Annotated in this window: 15 protein-coding genes; 13 read left to right on the top strand and 2 right to left on the bottom strand. The window is 32.9% G+C overall.

Annotated elements, in window-relative coordinates:
* Nucleotides 1–85: 85 nt before the first annotated feature.
* From pyrB to pyrE, 7 genes are read left to right on the top strand one after another with little or no spacing between them, the layout of a single operon-like run.
* Complete coding sequence (pyrB, locus tag TCEL_RS08515) at nt 86–1,018, top strand: aspartate carbamoyltransferase (RefSeq protein WP_018663173.1); 933 nt, start codon at nt 86–88, stop codon at nt 1,016–1,018.
* On the top strand, nt 1,011–1,442 hold the full coding sequence (locus tag TCEL_RS08510; RefSeq protein ID WP_018663171.1) for an aspartate carbamoyltransferase regulatory subunit: 432 nt from the start codon (nt 1,011–1,013) through the stop codon (nt 1,440–1,442). The genes pyrB and TCEL_RS08510 overlap by 8 nt, the downstream gene beginning before the upstream one ends.
* Nucleotide 1,443: 1 nt before the next feature.
* On the top strand, nt 1,444–2,655 hold the full coding sequence (locus TCEL_RS08505) for a dihydroorotase (protein WP_018663169.1): 1,212 nt from the start codon (nt 1,444–1,446) through the stop codon (nt 2,653–2,655).
* Nucleotides 2,633–3,484: an orotidine-5'-phosphate decarboxylase gene (pyrF, locus tag TCEL_RS08500; RefSeq protein WP_018663167.1), complete on the top strand. Its 852-nt coding sequence runs from the start codon at nt 2,633–2,635 to the stop codon at nt 3,482–3,484. The genes TCEL_RS08505 and pyrF overlap by 23 nt, the downstream gene beginning before the upstream one ends.
* Nucleotides 3,474–4,205 (top strand): dihydroorotate dehydrogenase electron transfer subunit, encoded by a 732-nt coding sequence (locus TCEL_RS08495; RefSeq protein WP_018663164.1) that lies wholly within the window; start codon nt 3,474–3,476, stop codon nt 4,203–4,205. Before pyrF ends, TCEL_RS08495 begins: the two co-directional genes overlap by 11 nt.
* The gene (locus TCEL_RS08490) at nt 4,198–5,094 is read left to right on the top strand and encodes a dihydroorotate dehydrogenase (RefSeq protein ID WP_018663162.1); all 897 of its coding nucleotides are present in this window, start codon (nt 4,198–4,200) and stop codon (nt 5,092–5,094) included. Before TCEL_RS08495 ends, TCEL_RS08490 begins: the two co-directional genes overlap by 8 nt.
* A 10-nt stretch (nt 5,095–5,104) precedes the next feature.
* Nucleotides 5,105–5,653, top strand: coding sequence for an orotate phosphoribosyltransferase (pyrE, locus tag TCEL_RS08485; RefSeq protein ID WP_018663160.1), 549 nt, complete (start codon nt 5,105–5,107; stop codon nt 5,651–5,653).
* Nucleotides 5,654–5,659: 6 nt separating this feature from the next.
* On the opposite strand, the gene TCEL_RS08480 is transcribed toward pyrE, so the two are convergent.
* Nucleotides 5,660–5,884: a DUF378 domain-containing protein gene (locus tag TCEL_RS08480; protein ID WP_018663158.1), complete on the bottom strand. Its 225-nt coding sequence runs from the start codon at nt 5,882–5,884 to the stop codon at nt 5,660–5,662.
* Nucleotides 5,885–6,223: 339 nt separating this feature from the next.
* Here TCEL_RS08480 and nhaC point away from each other — a divergent pair, with 339 nt between their 5' ends.
* From nhaC to TCEL_RS08450, 6 genes are all read left to right on the top strand, one after another.
* Nucleotides 6,224–7,630 (top strand): Na+/H+ antiporter NhaC, encoded by a 1,407-nt coding sequence (nhaC, locus tag TCEL_RS08475; RefSeq protein WP_018663156.1) that lies wholly within the window; start codon nt 6,224–6,226, stop codon nt 7,628–7,630.
* Nucleotides 7,631–7,723: 93 nt separating this feature from the next.
* Nucleotides 7,724–9,169, top strand: a complete 1,446-nt coding sequence (pdxR, locus tag TCEL_RS08470; RefSeq protein WP_018663154.1) for a MocR-like pyridoxine biosynthesis transcription factor PdxR — start codon at nt 7,724–7,726, stop codon at nt 9,167–9,169.
* Nucleotides 9,166–10,056, top strand: a complete 891-nt coding sequence (locus tag TCEL_RS08465; protein ID WP_018663152.1) for a D-alanine--D-alanine ligase — start codon at nt 9,166–9,168, stop codon at nt 10,054–10,056. Before pdxR ends, TCEL_RS08465 begins: the two co-directional genes overlap by 4 nt.
* A gap of 98 nt (nt 10,057–10,154) precedes the next feature.
* Complete coding sequence (locus TCEL_RS08460) at nt 10,155–11,639, top strand: YjjI family glycine radical enzyme (protein ID WP_018663150.1); 1,485 nt, start codon at nt 10,155–10,157, stop codon at nt 11,637–11,639.
* The gene (locus TCEL_RS08455) at nt 11,636–12,475 is read left to right on the top strand and encodes a YjjW family glycine radical enzyme activase (protein ID WP_018663148.1); all 840 of its coding nucleotides are present in this window, start codon (nt 11,636–11,638) and stop codon (nt 12,473–12,475) included. The genes TCEL_RS08460 and TCEL_RS08455 overlap by 4 nt, the downstream gene beginning before the upstream one ends.
* Nucleotides 12,476–12,480: 5 nt before the next feature.
* Nucleotides 12,481–13,347 (top strand): DMT family transporter, encoded by an 867-nt coding sequence (locus TCEL_RS08450; RefSeq protein ID WP_018663146.1) that lies wholly within the window; start codon nt 12,481–12,483, stop codon nt 13,345–13,347.
* A 48-nt stretch (nt 13,348–13,395) separates the two neighbouring features.
* On the opposite strand, the gene pgmB is transcribed toward TCEL_RS08450, so the two are convergent.
* Nucleotides 13,396–14,037 carry a beta-phosphoglucomutase gene (pgmB, locus tag TCEL_RS08445; protein WP_018663144.1) on the bottom strand — a complete coding sequence of 214 codons (642 nt, stop codon included), beginning with the start codon at nt 14,035–14,037 and terminating at the stop codon, nt 13,396–13,398.
* Between the last annotated feature and the right edge of the window lie 86 nt (nt 14,038–14,123).

Genomic DNA, 14,123 nt, shown 5'->3' with positions numbered 1-14,123 from the left:
CAACGGGTGTATTATGCCTTCCCGCAGGGGAAGGATTTTTTATACCTTTAAATTAGCCCAGTGAGGCTAAAAAGGAGGAGATAATATGTTAAAGGGAAGACACCTAATTGACCCCATGGATTTTACAACTTACGAGCTTGATGAAATCTTTTCACTAGCAGAAAAGATAATTGAGGATGAAGACAGATTTAAAGATGCTTGCAGAGGAAAACTTTTAGCAACTCTTTTCTATGAACCTAGCACAAGAACAAGATTTAGTTTTGAGGCTGCAATGTTAAGGCTGGGTGGAAGTGTAATAGGCTTTTCAGAACCAAACTCATCTTCAGTTGCAAAGGGAGAAAGCATAAGAGACACAATAAGAACCATATCCTGTTATGCAGATATCGCTGTTATGAGGCATCCTAAAGAGGGAGCACCAAAACTTGCCTCAATGTACTCATCTATTCCTGTTATAAATGCAGGTGATGGTGGACACCAACATCCAACTCAAACATTAACAGATCTTCTTACAATAAAATGTCTAAAGGGCCAATTTTCAAATCTTACAATAGGTCTGTGTGGAGATTTGAAGTTTGGTAGAACTGTTCATTCCTTAATTAAGGCCATGTCAAGATATGAAAACAACAGGTTCATTTTAATATCCCCAAAGGAATTAAGAGTACCAGATTATATAAGAAAAGAAGTGTTAGATAAAAAGGGTATAGAGTATGTAGAAGTAGAAAAGTTAGAAGAGGTTATAGGAGAACTTGATATACTCTATATGACACGCATCCAAAGAGAGAGGTTCTTTAATGAAGAGGAATATTTAAGGCTTAAGGACAGCTATATACTTGATATGGAAAAGGTAAATAGGGCAAAGGAAGACATGATTATAATGCATCCACTTCCAAGGGTAAATGAGATTGACTATGAGGTAGATGAAGATAAAAGGGCCTGCTATTTTAAACAGGCAAAGTACGGAATGTACGTTAGAATGGCACTTATTATGAAACTTTTGGGGGTGGAAGAAAATGCTTAATATAGATAGCATTAAAAATGGAATTGTAATAGATCATATAAAGGCTGGTCTTGGAATACACATATTTAAATATTTAGGACTTGATAAGGCAGATTATAATGTAGCACTTATTAAAAATGCAGAGAGTAGTAAGCTTGGAAGAAAGGATATTGTAAAAATTGAGAATATAATTGATTTAAATTATGAGGTTTTAGGGCTAATAGACTCAAATATAACAATAAACATAATTGAAGATGAAGTTATAACAAAGAAGATAAAACTTACTTTGCCAGAAGAGGTTGTTGATATTATAAAGTGTAAAAATCCAAGATGTGTAACCTCCATAGAGCCTAATATAAAGCATATATTCTACCTTGTTGATAGCGAGAGAGGAGAATATAGATGCTTATACTGTGATGAGGCCTATTCAAATATGGAGGTGTAATATGAATATTTTAATTAAAAACGCAAGGGTTGTAGATTTAAATAGGGATGAAATATTAGATGTTTATATAGAAAATGGAGTAATAAAGGAAGTAGGATTAGGAATTAATAGGGAGTGTAGCATTATTGATGGGAAGGGCCTTGTGCTTCTTCCCTCATTTGTGGATATGCACTGCCATTTTAGAGACCCAGGGTTTACCTACAAGGAAGACATATTAACAGGAAGTTTAGCAGCTGTAAAGGGAGGATATACTGGAGTAAATCTAATGGGAAATACAAATCCACCCTGTTCAAATAGTAGTATTTTAGAATACGTCATATCAAAATCTAAGGAGATAAATCTAATTGATATTCATCAAACCGTTACAATCACAAGAAATATGGAAGGAACGGATATATCACATCTTGATGAATTGAAATTTCCAACAAGGTTTATATCAGATGATGGAAAGGGAGTATTAAGAAGCAAGGTTATGCTGGATGCTATGATGAAGGCAAAAAAGATGGGTATAACTGTAATTTCTCACGCAGAGGATGAGGACATTTCAAAGGTTGATACAAGGCTGTCTGAAAACATAATGACAATTAGAGATATCTCCCTTGCAAAATTTACAGGAGCATCCCTTCATGTTGCCCACGTTAGCACTAAGGAATCGATAAATGAAATAATTAGGGCAAAAAAGGAGGGTGTAAATGTTACCTGTGAGGTTACTCCCCACCATATAGCTCTATTTGATAATGATTACAAAGTTAATCCTCCAATTAGAAAAAAGGAGGATGTGGATAGATTAATATATGCAATAAAGAATGGATATGTGGATGTAATTGCAACTGACCATGCACCTCATACAAAGGAGGATAAGGAAAAGGGAGCACCTGGAATTTCAGGGCTTGAGACTGCCTTTTCGGTATGCTACACATATCTTGTAAAAGAGGGCCATATTGACTTAAAAACCCTAAGTAAGCTAATGTCTAAAAATCCATCAAAGCTTATGGGGTTAAATAAGGGACAGATAGATGTAGGATTTGATGGGGATGTTGTTTTGGTGGATTTAAATAAAAAGTATAGAGTTGATTCAAGATGTTTTGTTTCAAAGGGTAAAAACACACCCTTTAACGATATGGAGATTTATGGAGAGGTTGTAATGACAATAAAGGCAGGAAGGGTTGTTTATAAAAGAGGTGATGAAAGTGATAATAGACAAGTTGTATAAATATGTAGAAGAAAGAGGTCCTGTATGTGTTGGACTTGATACTTCAATAGATTATATACCACAAGATTTTATAAAAAAGCATAAGGATGAATATAGTGCCCTATTTGATTTCAATAGAAGGATAATAGATGCAACTGAAGATATAGCCTCCTGCTACAAGGTTCAGATAGCATATTATGAGGTACTTGGAATTTGTGGGCTTGAAGTTTATAAGAAGACTTTAGAGTATTTAAGACAAAAGGGACTTATAGCAATATGTGATATAAAGAGAAGTGACATCTCAAGTACAGCAAAGATGTATGCAAAGGCACACTTTGAAGGGGACTTTGAGGGAGATTTTATAACACTAAATCCCTATATGGGATTAGATAGCATAGATGAATATTTAGGCTATGTAAAGGATAAGGAGAAGGGCATATTTATACTCCTAAAAACCTCAAATAGAGGTTCAAGGGACATACAAATGATGAGGCTAAATGATGGCAAGAGAGTATATGAACATGTTGGAGATTTGTTCTATAAAGTGGCAAAAGAATATAAAGGTGAGTATGGATACAGCAGTATAGGTTTTGTTGTAGGATGTACTGACATACAAGAGATAGTAAATATAAGAGAAAGGTATAAAGATAGCTTCTTCTTAATACCAGGCTATGGTGCACAGGGAGGAACTAAAGAGGATGTAAGAAAACTTATGAACGGCAAAAATGGAGGAGTTGTAAATTCCTCAAGGGCAGTTCTTCTTGCATATAAAAAGTATGATGATGCCTTTGATGCGTCTGCAAGAAAAGAGGTATTAAATATGAGGGAGGAGATTTTAAATGGAATATAAAGAGGTTTTAGTCTATTCAAACATAAAGGTTGAAGAGGATATATACGTTTTAAGCTTAATAATAGGTGATGATGTTAAGGCAGGACAGTTTTATATGCTTAAGGCTTGGGATGAGGAGCCTATTCTTGCAAGGCCAATAAGTGTTCATAGTGTAGAGGATGGAGTAGTAAAGTTTGCTTATCAGGTAAAGGGAAGAGGAACAAAAATATTAAGTAGTCTAAAGCCTGAGGATAAAGTATATGTATTAGGACCTATTGGTAATGGACTTGATACACAAAAATTTAAAGGAAAAATAGCACTAATATCTGGTGGAATAGGAATTGCTCCAATGCTTCAGATAGCAAAGGGGCTAGATGGAGAGATTGACCTTTATGCAGGATTTAATAAAAGCCCCTATTTAATAGATGAATTTAGAAAGTATTGTACAAATATATATGTTACATCTGAAAAGGATGAAGGCTACTTTAAGGGATTTATAACAGAGATTTTTAATCCCTTTGAGTATAATGTTGTAATATGCTGTGGACCAGAGGTTATGATGAAGAGGGTTGTTGAGATGTGTAAAAACTATGCAACGCCTGTATATGTTCTTATGGAAAACAAAATGGCCTGTGGGGTAGGAGCTTGTCTTGGATGTGCCTGCAACACTAAGGAGGGCAAAAAAAGGGTGTGTGTAGATGGACCAGTATTTAAGGGAACGGATGTGATGTTTAGTGCTTGATGTAAAGTTTTGTGGAATAGACTTTAAAAACCCTGTACTTGTGGCATCAGGAACATTTGGCTTTGGAATGGAGTATGAAAAAATCATAGATGTATCAAGGCTTGGAGGTCTTATTACAAAGGGACTTACACTAAATAAGAAGGAAGGAAACGAAGGAATAAGGATACACGAGGTAAGGGGAGGAATGTTAAACAGCATAGGACTTCAAAATCCTGGAATAGATGAGTTCATAGAAAAATACCTTGAGGGGATGAAGAAATATGGTGTTCCAATAATAGCAAATTTAGGAGGCTCATCTATAGAGGATTATGTAAAGGGAGCAGAAAGGTTAGACAAGACAGATATAGATATGATTGAGCTTAATATATCCTGCCCTAATGTAAAAGAGGGTGGTATGAATTTTGGAATAAAATCCAGCGTTGCAAAGGAGGTTGTAAAATCTGTAAGGGCTTCAACTAAGAAGCCTCTTATGGTTAAACTATCTCCTAATGCAGAGGATATTGTTGATATGGCTGTAAAGTGTGTCGAGGCTGGAGCAGATGCTATATCATTAGTAAACACCTTTAAGGGAATGGCAATAGACATATATAAAAGAAGGCCTGTTTTTAACAACACTTTTGCAGGTTTATCAGGCCCAGCAATAAAGCCAATTGCACTAAGGATGGTATATGAGGTTTCAAAGGCAGTTGATGTGCCTGTATGTGGACTAGGTGGAATTATTGATTATAAAGATGCAGTAGAATTTATTATGGCAGGTGCACATCTTATACAAATAGGTACAGCAAACTTTATGAACCCAAGGGCAAGTATTGAAATAATTGAAGGAATTGAAAGGTTTATGGAAAGGGAAAATATAAAATCCTTAGATGAGATAAGAGGAATAGTATAGGAGGGAGATTATGATTAACATATTTAAAGAGACAGAGGCAATATTAGAGGGACACTTTTTACTATCATCAGGAAGACACAGCAATAGATATATGCAGTGTGCAAAGGTACTTATGTATCCAGATAAGGCAGAGATTGTTGTAAAGGAAGTTGTTGAAAAGATAAAGGATTTAGATATAGATGTTGTGGTAGGTCCTGCAATGGGAGGAATAATAGTAGCCTATGAAATAGGAAGGCAGCTAAATAAAAGAGCAATTTTTACAGAGAGAGAAGATGGGGTTATGAATCTAAGAAGGGGATTTGAAATAAAGGAGGGAGAAAGGGTACTAATAGCAGAGGATGTAGTTACAACAGGAAAGTCATCCTTAGAGGTTGCAGAGGTTGTAAAGGAATGTGGAGGAGAGGTTGTTGGAATAGCATGTCTTGTTGATAGAACAGTAGGAGATATAGGATACAAAGTGTTTAGTGCCCTAAAGATTGATTTAGAAACCTATGATCCAGAAAGTTGTCCATTATGTAAAGAAGGAATTCCATATATAAAGCCAGGAAGTAGAAAATAGGAAGTGTCACCTAGGTGACACTTCTTGTTCTCCTGGGGTTAAAAGGTATGCATAAAATGTCCAAAGAGAAGCAGCTCCAATTATTATGTATGCAACCTTTGTATAATAAGTTGTATATCCACCAAGTATAGTTGCAAGAGGGTCATATCCTAAAAGTGCAGTAAGTCCTAAGTTTACACCTCCTACAACAACAGCAATAAGTGATAGCAAATCAATAACATGTCTATTCATATAATACCTCCCTAAATTTTTATTAGAAAAAATTTCTATTATTATGTTAACCAATTGAATAAAATAATATGTTTAATTAATATTTAGAGTCAATTATTTAACAAAATTAATTTTATAAAAGGTATTGCATAATTATAAGATTGATAGTATAATCTTAAAAGTACAGTTTAGTATGATAAAATATTAAATTGTTAAAATATGCAAAAGTATTTGCATTTTATGTGTCGTATTTTATCGAATTGTTATATTTTAAGAATATTTCAAAAATTCTTGCGGGTGTATAATTATGATGTTAAAATTATATTAAAATAAACCTTATTGAAAGGATGGGGGTAACATATGTCAAACATTCCAAGAAGGCCTGCTGTTTGGGAGGCGTTAATTCCAGTTATTGCTTTAGTGGTGTTTCTTTCAGTTACAATCATTAAATTTCAGGGAAGCCCACACATTCCACTTGTATTTGCTGCATTAGTTGCAGGACTTATGGCAATTAAAGTTGGCTACAAGTGGCAAGACTTAGAAAAGGGAATTATAGATACTATTTCAATGTCAATGCAAGCAATCATCATTCTTATGATTATAGGAACAGTAATAGGTGCATGGATAATATCAGGTACTGTTCCAGCAATGATTTATTATGGTTTAAAGATTTTATCACCAGGTATATTCTTAGTTGCAACAACAATAATATGTTGTATAGTTTCACTTGCAACAGGTAGTTCATGGACAACAGCAGGTACGGTAGGTATAGCACTTCTTGGAGTTGGACAAGGACTTGGAATTCCACTACCAATGGTTGCGGGTGCGATTATATCTGGTGCATACTTTGGAGACAAGATGTCACCACTTTCAGATACAACAAACCTTGCACCAGCAATGGCAGGAGCTACATTATTTGACCATGTAAGACACATGATATATACAACTGGTCCAAGCTTACTTATATCACTTGTTTTATATGGAATATTGGGTGCTAAGTATGCAGGTAAGGAACTTGATTATGGAAAAATAAATCAAATATTAGATGCACTTTCAAATCAATTCTCAATAAGTTTATGGCTACTTATTCCACCAATTATTGTTATTATAATGGTTGTTAAGAAGGTTCCAGCAATACCAGGATTATTTACTGGAACACTTTTAGGTGCAGTATTTGCAGCAGTATTCCAACATCAATCAATTGGTACAATTATAAATGTATTAAATGATGGTTATGTGTCAGAAACAGGTTTTGAAATAGTGGATAAGCTTCTTACTCGTGGTGGTCTTCAAAGCATGATGTATACAGTATCACTTATTCTTTGTGCTATGACATTTGGAGGTATAATGGAAAAGGCAGGATTCCTTGAAGTGCTTGCAGAAGGACTGCTTTCATTCTCAGATAGCACAGGTTCCTTAGTTCTAGTAACAATAATTTCATGTATATTTACTAACTTTGTTTCAGGAGACCAATATCTATCAATTGTTATACCAGGAAGAATGTATAAGAATGCATTTGATAAAAAAGGACTACATCCAAAGAATCTATCAAGATGCCTAGAAGATTCAGGAACATTAACATCACCACTTGTTCCATGGAATACATGTGGAGCATTTATGTACAGTACATTAGGAGTACATCCATTTGCATACCTACCATATGCATTCTTAAATCTAATTAATCCACTTGTTTCAATATTCTATGGATATACAGGAATAACTATGGAAAAGATAGATAATGTTAAAACAGAAACAGTAACTGTATAATGTATTTTGGGACCACAGAATATAAAACAAATATATTCTGTGGTCCTTTATTTTTTGTTTTAAATATGCCACAATATAATTAGGTGATAGTGTATGTTTGATGATTTTAAGTTAAATGAAGATAAGCCCTATTATCTTCAGGTTAAAGATTATGTTAAGGAGCTTATATTAAAAGGAATAATACAGGCTGATACAAGATTGCCGTCTACAAGGGAACTTTCAAAGATTTTAGGTGTTTCAAGAAATACAATCATTGAGGCCTATAATTATTTAGAAGATGAGGGATTTATATATCAGAGGAAGGCAAAGGGTTATTTTGTCTCTAAAATACAAAAGCATGAGAAAAAATCCTATAGAATTAATTGGAGAGAAAGGGTAACAAACTTAGCCATACTTTCGGATAAGCTTGATATTACAAAACATGAAGCAAGATGGGAAAAGGGGATGATTTCTTTTAAAAGCATATCCCCAGATCCTAATATATTTGATATAGATGAGCTAAAGAGAGCCTTTTTAAGTAGAATTTCAATAGAAGAAGGAAAAATATTAAACTACGGTTATGCAAAGGGTTATAGGCCTCTTATAGATGAAATAAAAAAATACTTAAAGTTAAAGGGGATATCCCTAGATGGGAAGGATGTTTTAATTACAAATGGTTATACAGAAGCATTAAATTTAGTTTTAAATGCTGTTGTTGAAAAAGATGATGTAGTGCTTTGTGAAAATCCAACCCATAGCACAGCAATAAATATAATGAAGTTAAAGGGATTAAATTTAAGGCCTATTGATATTGAGGATTATGGGCTTAATACAGATATGCTAGAAGAAAAAATTAAAAAATCAAATCCTAAATTTTTATACTTAACACCATCCTATCATAATCCTACAGGAGTTGTTTTTTCACCAGAAAATAGGCTTAAGATACTTGATATTACAAGAATGTATAAAATTCCTATAATAGAGGATGGATTTAATGAGGAGCTAAGATATTATAGTTCCCATATACTACCACTTGCTGCACTTGATGAAGGAAATAGCATAATATATATAAGTAGTTTTTCAAAGGTACTCTTCCCAGGATTAAGGATAGGATGGATACTGGCAGATGAAGAATTAATAAACTATATTGAAAGTTTAAAAAGAAGCCTTAATATACACACATCCTTTTTAGATCAAGCTATATTATACGAATATTTAAATGGTGGAAATCTTGAAAAGTATATTAATAAAGTAAAGAGGATTTACAGAGATAAGTTTGAGTGGGCACTTGAATGTGCCAAAAAGTATATTCCTCATAAAAGAATATTAGGCGAGGGAGGATTGCATCTATTTTTGGAGCTAAATAGAGCATCTTCAAGGGATGTGTTGAAGGAATGTCTAAAGAAAAATGTAATATTTACTCCAGGGGATATATTCTATATAGATGAAAAGGGAAAAAATACATTAAGGCTTGGAATATCGAGGGTAACAAACGAGGAAATAGAGAGAGGTTTTAAAATAATAGGAGATGTAGTAAAAAAAATGGAGGGATTAGAATGAAAATTGGAGTAATAATGGGTGGAATATCTACAGAAAGAGAAATATCACTAAAAACAGGAATGGAAATAGTAAATAATCTAGATAAGTCAAAATATGAAGTTATACCAATTCAAATAGATAAAAAGGAAGAGCTTATAGAAAAGGTTAAGGGAATAGACTTTGCATTTATAGCTCTTCATGGACACTTTGGAGAGGATGGAACAGTACAGGGTGTTCTTGAAACTTTAAATATACCTTATTCAGGATGTGGAGTACTATCTAGTGCAGTTTGTATGGATAAAGATATGACAAAGAGAATATTAAGATTTGGTGGACTAAATACTGCTAATTGGATAGTAGTTAGGGATTTAAATTTTGATATTAATGAGGTAAACAAAATAGGATATCCTGTTGTTGTAAAGCCAAATTCAGGTGGTTCAAGTGTTGCAACAAGGATAGTTAATAACGATAAAGAACTTATGGAGGCAGTTGAAGAGGCCCTTAAATATGATACAGAAGTTATGATAGAAGAATATATTAAGGGTGATGAGATAACTTGCCCAATACTTGATGGTAAGATGCTTCCAATACTTGCAATAAAGCCAAAATCAGCTTTCTTTGACTATACTTCAAAATATGCAGATGGTGGAGCAGATGAATTTGTTGTGGAATTTGAAAAGGAGCTTCAGCAAAAGATAGAATTTATGGCTGTTAAAACTTATGAACTTTTAAAATGCAGGGTATATGCTAGAGTGGATATGATTATAAAAGAAGGGGTACCATACATTTTAGAGGTTAACACGCTTCCAGGAATGACAAGAAACAGCCTATTCCCAAAGAGTGCAAAGGCAGCAGGAATAAGTTTTTCACAGCTACTAGATATTATAATTGAAAAATCTACAAAGTAATGTGTATTTTATAGGTTACGTTTAAGTTAAACTTAACGTAACCTATTATTTATTTTACAAAATACTTGGCTGTGGTATACTAAAATTGAGGTGATTTTATGAATGTTTTTGAAATTATATCAAACACTAACATAGACTATAAGGAAAAAAGACATCTTTTAGCGCTTGCTGCTGAGAATACTTTAAGCTATGTAAATTTAAGTGTTAAGACTGAAAAACACTTAAAAAAGGGTATTTTATGCGATATATTTGAGGGCCATGCTCCTTATAGACCAAGATATATACTTCCAGACTATGAGAAGTATATAAAAAATGGAAGTGAGTATTTAGGAATAAAACCTCCAAAGGATATGTATGAAGTGGTTAATGCACTTATGGTTATATATCAATATGTTCCATCTATAACAGGATACCCTGTCTATGTTGGACAGCTTGACTATATACTTGAAAACTTTTTAGATACTGTTTCAGAAGGAGAAGCTAGAAACCTTATTAAGATGTTATTAATAAATATAGAAAAGACTCTACCCGATGCATTTGTTCACATGAATATAGGTCCTAAGGAAACAAGAGCAGGAAGGATTATTTTAGAAATAGAAAGAGAGCTTAAAAAGGCAGTTCCAAACATATCACTTAAATATTCAAAGGAGGAAACACCTCTAGATTTTGCAAAATTCGCTGCAGAGGTAGCACTTGAGATTGGTAAACCATATTTTGTAAACCATGAGGAGATAAAGAATCTGCTAGGAGAAAACTATGGAATTGCAAGCTGTTATAATACTCTAAAGATAGGTGGAGGAAGCTATACATTAGTAAGGTTGAATTTAAAGAAGGCATCTCAGGAGGCAAAGGATTATAGAGATTTTATAGACAATGTTCTACCAAATGTAGTAGATTCTCTTTGTGAAGTAATAAACGCTAGGGCAAAGTTTATAGTTGAAGAAGCAAAATTTTTTGAAACATCCTTCCTTGCAAAAGAAGGGCTTATAGATATAAATAACTTTACTTCCATGGCAGGTATATTTGGTCTATATGAATGTATTGAAACTTTAAAAGGGCTTAAGCTTGGACATGATGAAGAAGCGCTAAAATATGGTGAAGAAATTTTAGATAAAATTAAGGAAGTAATAGATAGCAATGAAGGATATGGATGCTTTGGAACAGACGGAAAAATAGGCTTTCATGCTCAATCAGGCATTGATTCTGACATAGATGTAACTGCAGGAGTTAGAATAAAAATAGGTAATGAGCCAAGCATATATAATCAGATAAAAACAGAAGGAAGGCTTCATAAATACTTCAATACAGGTGTAAGCGATATCTATGTCTTTGACAAAACTGCAAGGCAAAATGTTGATGGAGTTATGAAAATAATAGATGCAGCAATGAAGAGTGGTATAAAAGTTTTTGCTCTAAATACAAGTGATTCAGAGCTTATAAGAATAACAGGATATCTTGTTAAAAGAAGTGATATAGAAAAGTATAATCGCGGTGAAGTGCTTCGTGAAGATACTGTAAAGCTTGGTGCAGAGAGTATAAAGAATAATAAAACATTAGATAGAAGGGTTAGAGAGGTTGAATGAAGGGGTATATAAATAAGATCATTGAAAATAGTTTTATAGATGGACCTGGAAACAGAATGGCTATATTTTTGCAGGGATGTAATATGGGTTGTCTTTATTGTCATAATCCAGAGACACAAAGAATGTGTATTAATTGTGGAAGATGTTTAGAAGTTTGTAGCCAAGGAGCCTTGAGTATAAAAGAAGGTAAAATAAATTATAATAAGCAAAAGTGTATTGGCTGTGATAGGTGTCTTGAGGTATGTAGTGAATTTTCCTCTCCTAAATATTTTGAAATGCAGTCGGATGAACTTGTTAAAATTATACTTGATAATGAAATTTTTTTAGATGGTATAACCTTTTCAGGTGGAGAGTGTACTCTTCAGACAGATTTTATTGTTGATGTTGTAGAGAAGGTTAAACAAAAAAGCAATCTTACAGCCTTTATAGATACAAATGGGCTTATAAATGAAAATGATTTAAATAGGTTGATTTCATGTGTTGATGGATTTATGATGGATGTTAAAGCAATAGATGATAATACTCATAGATTTCTAACAGGGGTTTCAAATGAAACTGTTCTTAAAAATTTAAAATTGCTTGCCAAAACAGATCTTTTATATGAGGTTAGATATGTTTTAGTAGAAGGATATAACGATAGTGTAGAGCAGGTTAAATATTTAGCAGAGCTTATAAAAAACTTAAATGATTATACTAGACTTGTACTAATACCCTTTAGACCACTTGGAGTTAAAACATATTTTAAAAATTTACCTTTATATAACAGGCAAAAGTATGATATAATTTATGACGAAATTTATAAAGTGCTTAAAGATAGAGCAATAAAAAAGGACTGATGTAGATGAAGACAAAGGGATTTATATATGCAATAGTCTCGGCTGTACTATTTGGTTCAGCCGGTATTTTTGTTAAAGAGGGATATAGCAACAATTTTTCACCTGTAGATCTATTAATGCTTCAATATATAATAGCAGGAGTAATTCTATTTATTATTTGTCTATTAAAATATAGGGAATCTTTGAAACTTAATAAAAGTTTATTTAAAAAATTATTTATACAGGGTGCAATATTTAATACCCTAATGACTGTATTTTTTTATACTTCTTTTAAATATTTAAATGCAGCTGAGGCAACCCTTCTTCTTTATACCTATCCATCAATGGTTGCGATTTATTCTTCTGTTTTTAAAAGGGTGAGAATTGGATATAAAAAAATAATATCTATAATTTTTGCGTTTGTAGGTAGTATACTTGTTTTGAATCTATTTAATATTGAATTAACTTATGATATATACAAAGGTATTATATACGGTCTATTATCTGCTGTTTTTTATTCAGCTATGAACATATATGCAGAGGAGATTGTTGAGGATGTAAATGAGCTTGTAATTACTTTTTACACAACATTATTTTCACTAATAGTATTGTTAGTATTTAATCATAACTTTATATTTAAACTACCTTATGTAGATGTTGTATCAATTAACAATGCATTAAACTTGGCTCTGTTTTGTGAAATAATTCCCCTAACTCTTTTATATGCAGCAATAAAACATATAGGTCCCGTTAACACTTCAATAATAAGTACACTTGAGATACCTTCCTCTGCTGTGCTTGGTTTTATATTTTTAAACGAGGTACTTAAACCAATACAGATAATAGGTATAGTTATAGTTGTTATGAGTATTATATATTTGAAAAGGAGTTAAAAATAAAAGGATAAGTCGAAGGGGGAGCAGAGACTTATCCTTTTATTTTTAGAAATTTAGTATATCTGATGTAACTCCTTTAAATCCGCTTATAACTTTATCTGCATCACCTAAAATTTCAGGTGATCCAACTCCAATTACCTTCATATTTGCTCGTCTTGCTGCTTCAATTCCAGCAACTGCATCTTCAAAAACACAGCATTCTTCTGGTTTTAATCCAAGTTCTTGAGCAGCTTTTAAAAATACTTCAGGATCAGGTTTTGCATTTGTAACCTTTGTCCCATCTATTACTGCATCAAAGTATGGAAGAAGATTTATGTTCTTAAGTATTGTCATTGCATTTTTACTTACAGAGCCTAATGATATCTTTATTCCCTTTTCTCTCAGCTCAGTTAGGAAATCTTTAACTCCATCTAATATTTCACTTTCATCCATTTTAGATATGTATTCAACATACCAGCCATTCTTTTTTTCAGCAAGTTTAATTTTTGTTTCTTCATCAAATTGTTTGTTCCCGATTTCAAGTAATATTTCAAGGGATTTCATTCTGCTTACACCTTTAAGTCTTTCATTATCCTCTTCTGTAAATTCAAAGCCTAATTCATTTGCAAGTCTCTTCCAAGCAAGATAGTGATATTTTGCTGTATCAACAATAACTCCATCTAGGTCAAATATACATCCTTTTATCATCCTCTTTGGCCTCCTTTTAGCTTAACTCTTAATCAATTATAACAAAAACGATTTTGTAAATAAAGTAGATTTTATACAAAAATGTT

The sequence above is a fragment of the Thermobrachium celere DSM 8682 genome (genome assembly GCF_000430995.1).
Classification (GTDB): Bacteria; Bacillota; Clostridia; order Clostridiales; family Caloramatoraceae; genus Thermobrachium; species Thermobrachium celere.
The sequence above is the reverse complement of the archived record's forward strand: the minus strand, read 5'-3'. Positions and strand labels throughout refer to the sequence as shown.

What these genes read in the sequence shown, in the direction of transcription:
- pyrB (WP_018663173.1), top strand. Translation starts at nt 86, where the DNA reads ATGTTAAAGGGAAGACACCTAATTGACCCCATGGATTTTACAACTTAC.
- TCEL_RS08510 (WP_018663171.1), top strand. Translation starts at nt 1,011, where the DNA reads ATGCTTAATATAGATAGCATTAAAAATGGAATTGTAATAGATCATATA.
- TCEL_RS08505 (WP_018663169.1), top strand. Translation starts at nt 1,444, where the DNA reads ATGAATATTTTAATTAAAAACGCAAGGGTTGTAGATTTAAATAGGGAT.
- TCEL_RS08495 (WP_018663164.1), top strand. Translation starts at nt 3,474, where the DNA reads ATGGAATATAAAGAGGTTTTAGTCTATTCAAACATAAAGGTTGAAGAG.
- pyrE (WP_018663160.1), top strand. Translation starts at nt 5,105, where the DNA reads ATGATTAACATATTTAAAGAGACAGAGGCAATATTAGAGGGACACTTT.
- TCEL_RS08480 (WP_018663158.1), bottom strand. Translation starts at nt 5,884, where the DNA reads ATGAATAGACATGTTATTGATTTGCTATCACTTATTGCTGTTGTTGTA.
- nhaC (WP_018663156.1), top strand. Translation starts at nt 6,224, where the DNA reads ATGTCAAACATTCCAAGAAGGCCTGCTGTTTGGGAGGCGTTAATTCCA.
- pdxR (WP_018663154.1), top strand. Translation starts at nt 7,724, where the DNA reads ATGTTTGATGATTTTAAGTTAAATGAAGATAAGCCCTATTATCTTCAG.
- TCEL_RS08465 (WP_018663152.1), top strand. Translation starts at nt 9,166, where the DNA reads ATGAAAATTGGAGTAATAATGGGTGGAATATCTACAGAAAGAGAAATA.
- TCEL_RS08460 (WP_018663150.1), top strand. Translation starts at nt 10,155, where the DNA reads ATGAATGTTTTTGAAATTATATCAAACACTAACATAGACTATAAGGAA.
- TCEL_RS08455 (WP_018663148.1), top strand. Translation starts at nt 11,636, where the DNA reads ATGAAGGGGTATATAAATAAGATCATTGAAAATAGTTTTATAGATGGA.
- TCEL_RS08450 (WP_018663146.1), top strand. Translation starts at nt 12,481, where the DNA reads ATGAAGACAAAGGGATTTATATATGCAATAGTCTCGGCTGTACTATTT.
- pgmB (WP_018663144.1), bottom strand. Translation starts at nt 14,037, where the DNA reads ATGATAAAAGGATGTATATTTGACCTAGATGGAGTTATTGTTGATACA.